This is a genomic window from Kocuria sp., assembly GCF_030536815.1.
Classification (GTDB): Bacteria; Actinomycetota; Actinomycetes; order Actinomycetales; family Micrococcaceae; genus Kocuria; species Kocuria gwangalliensis.
Genome location: NZ_JAUNPE010000023.1, coordinates 10,270 through 16,857 on the forward strand (window position 1 = coordinate 10,270; position 6,588 = coordinate 16,857).

4 protein-coding genes and 2 pseudogenes are annotated in these 6,588 nt (G+C 66.5%); 2 read left to right on the plus strand and 4 right to left on the minus strand.

All coding sequences use genetic code 11. The features are described 5' to 3' along the window. Positions 1-272, plus strand: a pseudogene (locus Q4E95_RS04090) (zinc-binding alcohol dehydrogenase); the annotation flags it as partial. An 83-nt stretch (positions 273-355) separates the two neighbouring features. Here the strand turns inward: Q4E95_RS04090 and Q4E95_RS04095 are convergent. The 4 genes from Q4E95_RS04095 to Q4E95_RS04110 form a co-directional block, all read right to left on the minus strand. Next, positions 356-1,774, minus strand: a complete 1,419-nt coding sequence (locus tag Q4E95_RS04095; RefSeq protein ID WP_303382105.1) for a cell wall metabolism sensor histidine kinase WalK — start codon at positions 1,772-1,774, stop codon at positions 356-358. Between the two features lie 2 nt (positions 1,775-1,776). Next, positions 1,777-2,460, minus strand: a complete 684-nt coding sequence (locus Q4E95_RS04100; RefSeq protein ID WP_303382095.1) for a response regulator transcription factor — start codon at positions 2,458-2,460, stop codon at positions 1,777-1,779. Positions 2,461-2,701: 241 nt separating this feature from the next. Beyond that, positions 2,702-4,102 carry an MFS transporter gene (locus Q4E95_RS04105; protein WP_303382096.1) on the minus strand — a complete coding sequence of 467 codons (1,401 nt, stop codon included), beginning with the start codon at positions 4,100-4,102 and terminating at the stop codon, positions 2,702-2,704. 417 nt (positions 4,103-4,519) lie between these two features. Then, complete coding sequence (locus tag Q4E95_RS04110) at positions 4,520-5,134, minus strand: alpha/beta hydrolase (protein ID WP_303382097.1); 615 nt, start codon at positions 5,132-5,134, stop codon at positions 4,520-4,522. Positions 5,135-5,436: 302 nt separating this feature from the next. Between Q4E95_RS04110 and Q4E95_RS04115 the strand changes: the two are divergent. Then, a pseudogene (locus Q4E95_RS04115) lies at positions 5,437-6,588 on the plus strand (amino acid transporter); the annotation flags it as partial.

Here is a 6,588-nt window from a genome sequence, read left to right on the forward strand (position 1 = left end):
TGGGCTGGTTCGGTCTGTACGAGAGCTTCGAACCGACCCTCGTGCCGATCTTCGAAGTCTTCCGCAAATGCGTGCGCCTACAGGGGTCCGTGGCGGCCCAGTCCGAACCCGGCCTGAAGTCCTTCCATGAAGCGGTGCGCCGCATCCACGACGGCGAGGTCGAGGTCGACTACTGTCTGGGCCCCACCCACACTCTCGACCAGGTGGCCGAGGTGCTCCGCATCGCCGAACGCGGCGGTGACGGCCAGGTCAAGTTCACAATCGTCCCGTAATCCCGCCGCCCCGCTCATCCCGCCGACGCCGATCGGGAGACTCGATCAGGGCACCGAGCGACGGCTTTCCCAGACGGTGGCCGCTACGACGCGTCCCGCGGGAGGGGCAGGGTCACCGTAAAGCGACATCGACCGTGTGAGTCCTCGCCAACCGATATGGAACCACCGTGGGCGCGCACGATCTCGCGACTGATGGCCAAGCCCAGCCCGGAACCCCCGGTGTCGCGAGCGCGCGAGGCGTCCAGCCGGACGAACCGCTCGAAGACCTTCTCCTGATCCTCGGGCGCAATGGCGTCTCCGTCATTGGTGACGGTCAGCACCGCGTTCCTGGCCACCGTGCTGAGGCGAACCTCGATCAGCGATTCCGCATGGCGGCCCGCGTTGGACAGCAGGTTCCGCACCACTTGTTGCAGTTTGGACGCGTCCGCGCGCAACCGCACCGGTTCGATGTAGACCGTCAGATCTTGCCGGAGCGCCGGCCTGATGCGGGCGATCTCCTCGGAGACCACCTCGTCCATGTCGGTGTCGGCCACGCGCATGTCCAGGCCGGCGTCGTCGGCGCGCGCGAGCGTCAGGAGGTCCTGCACCAGCTGGCCCATACGCTGTGACTGGGAAACGAGCACCGGCGACAGTTCCTGCCAGGTCTCCCCGGAGGGATCGTTGCGGGCCACGTCCAACGTGGCGGACAGCGTGGCCAACGGCGAACGCAGCTCGTGCGAGGCATCGGCCACGAAGCGCCGTTGCGCCAGGTCCGAAGCCTGGAGCCGGTCGAGCATCGCGTTCATGGTCGACGCCAGCTGAGCGATCTCGTCCCGGGTGGGTGGCACGTCCACGCGTTCGTCCAGATTGGCTCCGCCAATGGTGCGCACCTGATCGGTGATACGCCGCACCGGTCGCAGGGAACGCCCGGTGAGCCACCACATGGTCAACGCACCCAACAGCACCAGGAGCGGGCCCACGGCCAGCACGAAGATCGCGACCACGGTGAGGGAGCTGGTCTGCAGGTTCACGGGAACCGCAACGACCAACGTGTGTGGTTCGTCGTTGACCACGATGCCTTCGGAGACGTAGACGAAATCATTCGGGATGCGCAGCAGCGAGTCGTTGTCCGTGCGTGATTCGAACGTGTCTCCGGGGGTGAGAACCGGCGAGTTCAAGTCGATGTCCCCGGACATCGGGGGTGAAGAGGCCACCACCGAGCCCTCCTGATCGGTGAGCTGCACCAGCACGCCGGGCTGGCCGACCGCGCGGAGCAGATCGGCGGGATCCGCGCGGGACCACACGTAGATCACGCGGCCGTCGGGGGGTCCCTGCTCATCCACCAGCCGCGAGAGCACCTGCTGCTGGCTCGTCACCGCTTGGTCATGGGCGGTGGACACAATGTTGCGCTTGAGTACCTCCAACAGCAGCACACCGGACAGCACCAGCACCACGATCATGAGCAGAGCGGCCGCCGCCGTGGTCTTGCGCCGCACGCCCCAGCGACTGCGAACGCCCTTCATGCTCACGGCGCGGGGGTGTCCGCAACCAGCCGGTACCCCATACCGCGTACGGTCTGCAGGGTATTGAGGCCAAAGGGTACGTCAATCTTCTTCCGCAAGTACCCCACGTAGACCTCCACGATGTTCTCCGAACCTTCGAAGGCGGCGTCCCACGCGTTGTCCATGATCTGCAGTTTGGACACCACCGTGTCCGCGTTCTGCATGAGGTACTGCAGGATCACGTATTCCTTGGCGGTCAGCTCGATGACCGCGTCCCCCCGGGTGACCTTGTGCCGGGTCGGGTCCAGCTCCAGACTGCCCACGGTGATGTTGACCGGCCGTTCGGGGGCACCGCGGCGCATGAGCGCTCGCAATCGGGCCACCAGGACCATGAAGCTGAACGGTTTGGTCAGGTAGTCGTCCGCACCGAGGTCGAACGCGTCGGCCTCGTCGTACTCGCCGTCCTTGGCGGTCAACATGAGCACGGGCGTCCAGTTCTTCTCGGCGCGGATCTCCTTGAGGATTGTGTACCCGTTCTTTCCGGGCAGCATGAGATCCAGCACGATCACGTCGTACGGGTTCTCATGGGCCAACCACGCACCAGTGACGCCGTCGTTGGCCACATCCACCACGAACCCCTCATTGATGAGTCCGCGGCGCAACGACTCCGAGAGGTCCACTTCGTCATCGACGATCAACAATCGCATATTTATTCCTTCGTCAGTTCATGTCCATGCCGCTTGGCCACCACGGTATTCCAGAGTCCGGCCGCGACACAGCACCTGGGGTGTGCCGTGGGAGCCGCGCGGATCAGATCGGGCGGGGCGCGGGAGCCCCGGTGAGAACCAACGGGGCGTCACGGCCGTGACCGCAGACAGACTCTGGTTGCGTGAGACCAGAATGCTCCCCGTTCACTGAAAGGAATCTGAGCGCGGCCTCCACGTGGGCTCACCGGGTGGTGGTCCGTCCCGTGCCCGTTCGAGCGCGGTAGCGCATATCCGCCACGGCCACGACCAGGGCCGCGATGACCGCCAGGGCCGTGGCCGCGAAGCCCGCCGTAATGGCCTGTCCCCAGTCGGTGTGGGCCAGCACGCTGAAGGACACCGCGGTGATCATGGCGATCCCGATCGAGGTGCCGATGCGTTGGCCCGTCTGCATGATGCCCCCGGAGCTGCCGGCGTACTCCACGGGCACCTCGGCCAGCGTGAGGGTTTGATTGGGGCTGACCACCGCGCCCTGTCCCAGGCCCACGAACGCCAGGGTGGCCAACAACCACCATTCGCTGACCAACCCGTGTTCGCGCAACTGGATGATCATGACACTGAGGGTAAGGCCGGCCAGGACACTGACCATCCCGGCCACCACGACCTTGCGCCCCAATCGCAGCACGTGCCGCCCGGCCCAGTTGGAGGCCACGGCACTGGCCACGGCGTTGGGGAGCCCGATCATTCCACTCTCCAGGGCGGTGTGACCCAACCCCTCCTGCATGTACTGGGCCACGAGCACCCAGATGCTGGTGATGCCCAGGAAGTACAGGCCGATCAGAACCGATCCGTGCAGGAAGCTGCGCACGCGGAAGATCGACAGATCCACCATGGGGCTGTGTCCGCTCTGCTTGTGTTTTTTCTCCCATACCGCCCAGCCGCCCAGCAGCAGCAAACCCACGGGTAGCAGGGCCCACACCCACGCTGAGGCCGCCGTGCGCGCTTCCATGAACGGCAACAGCAGCGCCAGGATGGCCAGTCCCAGGACCACGGCGCCCACGGGGTCCAGCTCTCGCAGTGTCTTCCCCAGGCTCTGCCCGCGTGTGCGCTTGAACAGGGGTTTGGGGAACCACAGGAACGCCAGAACCAGGGCCAGGATGCCCACGGGAACGTTGACCAGGAAGATCCAGCGCCAGCCCTCACTCGGGCCGCCGATCTGGATGAGCAGACCGCCCAACAGTGGGCCAACCCCAACGGAGATCCCCACCATGCTGCCGAACATTCCGAAGGCCTTACCGCGTTCGGCTCCCCGGAAGTACTGCTGGATCATGCCAATGCCCTGCGGGTTGAGCAGCCCGGAGCCCAGGCCCTGCACGAAGCGCGCCACCGTGAGGGTGGTGGGGTCACCGGCCATTCCCGCCGCCACCGAAGCCACGGTGAACACCACCACGCCCGCAATGAACATGAATCCTCGCCCGAAGATGTCCCCCGCACGGCCCGCGGCCACGAGCACCACACCGAAGGTCAACGCGTAACCGGAGAGCACCCACTGCAATTGGGATTGACTGGCGCCCAGGCCTTCCTGGATGGAGGGCAGACCCACGTTGAGGATGCTCACGCCCACCAGGGACATGAAGATTGCCACGAGAAGTACGGCCAGGATGCGCCAGCGGCGCGGATCCGGCTGGTCGGTGCCCCCAGCGGCGTCGCCCCCGGAAGCCGGGCCGGTAGTGCGATGGGGGCCCGTGGTCGGAGCGGAAGGGGAACGATCGACGTGGGAAGTCGAGGCGCGGCTGTCGTGGGCGGGTGTATCGGAGGATGAGTGGCGGCCCATGGTGTGGTTGACGTCTTTCTGTCGTGGCCGGTGGGTGAACTGTGTTCCCCGCAGAAGAAGCGTGTCGGCACCGTGCGCCGACGACTCCGGGACTTCACGCCCGGCCGGGGAAAGTCGCGCGCGGGCCTGCGCCCGGCACAGCAGCCTTCTCCAGACATCAGCAACGCGCGGAGTCGGGAGTTCATTCCACCCCCATGGCCTGGACCGCGCGCCCATCGCTGCGTGATCTCAGAGGCCCACAAGTTCCAGGACATGCCCTCGGGCCACCGACCACGCCGGATGGTCGGGCACGGTCCAGGAGTTGTGGTCCGCGTTGGCCACCACGGACAGTTCTGCCGGATCATGCCCGGCCGTGGCAGCTGAGACGTAGTCCCGGGCCTGATGCGCGGGTATCAGGTCGTACACGCCGGCCATCGACACGCATCCGAGCGGCTTCACGGTGGGATGCGCCCCGACCTGATCTTCCTCGAGCTGGGAGCGCGACGCCGCCCACGTGGCCAAATGCCCACCCGCGCTGTGCCCGAGCAGCACCGTGCGTTGCCCGTCGAGGTCCACGGGTGCGTGCTCCGCGAGGTGCGGAACGAAGTCAACTCCCGCGGCGACGTCGTACCCGGCCGCCGGCCAGCCCGCACGGGCCGGGCCACGATCCCTCTGATCGGGATGAATGGTCCCCCGGTAAGTGATGGCCCACACCGCCACCCCGTACGGCCCGGTGGTCACTCCCGGTTTCTCTGCGGCGCCGCAACCGGCGAGCGCAGCGCCGGCGCCCGCGCCCAGAACGGCAACACCCAAAGCGCCCCGGAACACCGCCCGGCGGCTCAGCTGCGCAGACTGATCGGCCATGTCGTCCCCCGCACCTCCACGAATCCCCGCGGATCACGCGCCATCTCACCGGTGTGCGACACCCGCGAGAAGAATATGCTGTCAGATACCACCCAGCGTACGGGCACGCTCCGTGGCCCACGGAGGCACGCGGTGCAACAGAAACACCTCGCGTGCCCACGCCTCGGAGGATTGTCATGACCACTGCGGTTTTTCACCGGTTCCGAGCCTGGTTGTTCGCAGACCAGGAGAACTCGGCGGCCTACCACGGGCCGCATCAACGCCCGCGTGAAGACACACGAACCCGCCCCTGGTGGGCCGTGATGTGCCTGTCCGGTGTGGACTATTTCTCCACGCTGGGTTACCAGCCCGGCATTGCGGCCCTGGCGGCCGGTTCGCTGGCTCCCGTTGCGACACTCGTGTTGGTGCTCGTCACCCTGTGCGGTGCCTTGCCCGTGTACCGCTGGGTTGCCGCAGTCAGCCCCCACGGCGCGGGGTCCATCCGCATGCTGGAGAAACTGCTCCCGCGGTGGAACGGCAAGATCGCGGTGCTGGTGCTCCTGGGATTTGCGTGCACCGACTTCATGATCACCATCACCCTGTCCTCCGCGGACGCCGCGACCCACCTGGTGGACAACCCGGTCATGCCGCTGCACGGTAACGATGCCAAGTTGTGGATCACCTGTGCTCTGATCACGCTGCTCGCCGCCGTGTTCCTGAAGGGGTTTCGCGAGGCCATTGCCCTGGCCGTTTTCCTGGTCCCCATTTACCTGGCCCTCAATGTCGCGGTCATGGCGGTGGGGTTCGAGCGCATCCTGAGCCATCCCGAGGTTATGGGCAGTTGGGCGTCCGCCGTGACCACCCAGCACTCCAATCCCTGGATGGCCCTGCTCCTGGCGGTTGTCGTGTTTCCGAAACTCGCCCTGGGCATGTCCGGATACGAGACCGGAGTCTCGGTCATGACCCAGATCCACCCGGGGTCCACCGCCGACGCCGCCAAGGCCGGCCACGGCGCCGTCGCCGGCCGCATCAGAGGCGCCCGCAAGATGCTGACACTGGCCGCCGTGATCATGGCCGTCATGCTCCTGTCTTCGTCCATGGTCACCACTCTGCTGATTCCCCCGCAGGAATTCGCGCCCGGCGGGCAGGCCAACGGTCGCGCACTGGCGTACGTGGCGCACGAGTACATGGGGCCCGTCTTCGGCAGCGCATACGACCTGTCCACCATCCTGATCCTGTGGTTCGCCGGGGCCTCCGCACTGGCCGGCATGCTCAACCTGGTGCCCCGCTATCTGCCGCGTTACGGCATGGCTCCGGAGTGGACTCGCGCCGTGCGTCCCCTGATTCTGGTCTTCACGCTGGTGGCCTTTGTCATCACATGGCTCTTCGACGCCAACGTGGACGCCCAGGGCGGGGCCTACGCGACCGGGGTGCTGGTTCTCATGACCTCCGCGGCGCTCGCGGTCACGCTGTCC

Excerpts from the sequence above, each read along its gene's own strand:
- Q4E95_RS04110 (WP_303382097.1), bottom strand. The coding sequence starts at position 5,134 with ATGGCCGATCAGTCTGCGCAGCTGAGCCGCCGGGCGGTGTTCCGGGGC.
- Q4E95_RS04095 (WP_303382105.1), bottom strand. The coding sequence starts at position 1,774 with ATGAAGGGCGTTCGCAGTCGCTGGGGCGTGCGGCGCAAGACCACGGCG.
- Q4E95_RS04100 (WP_303382095.1), bottom strand. The coding sequence starts at position 2,460 with ATGCGATTGTTGATCGTCGATGACGAAGTGGACCTCTCGGAGTCGTTG.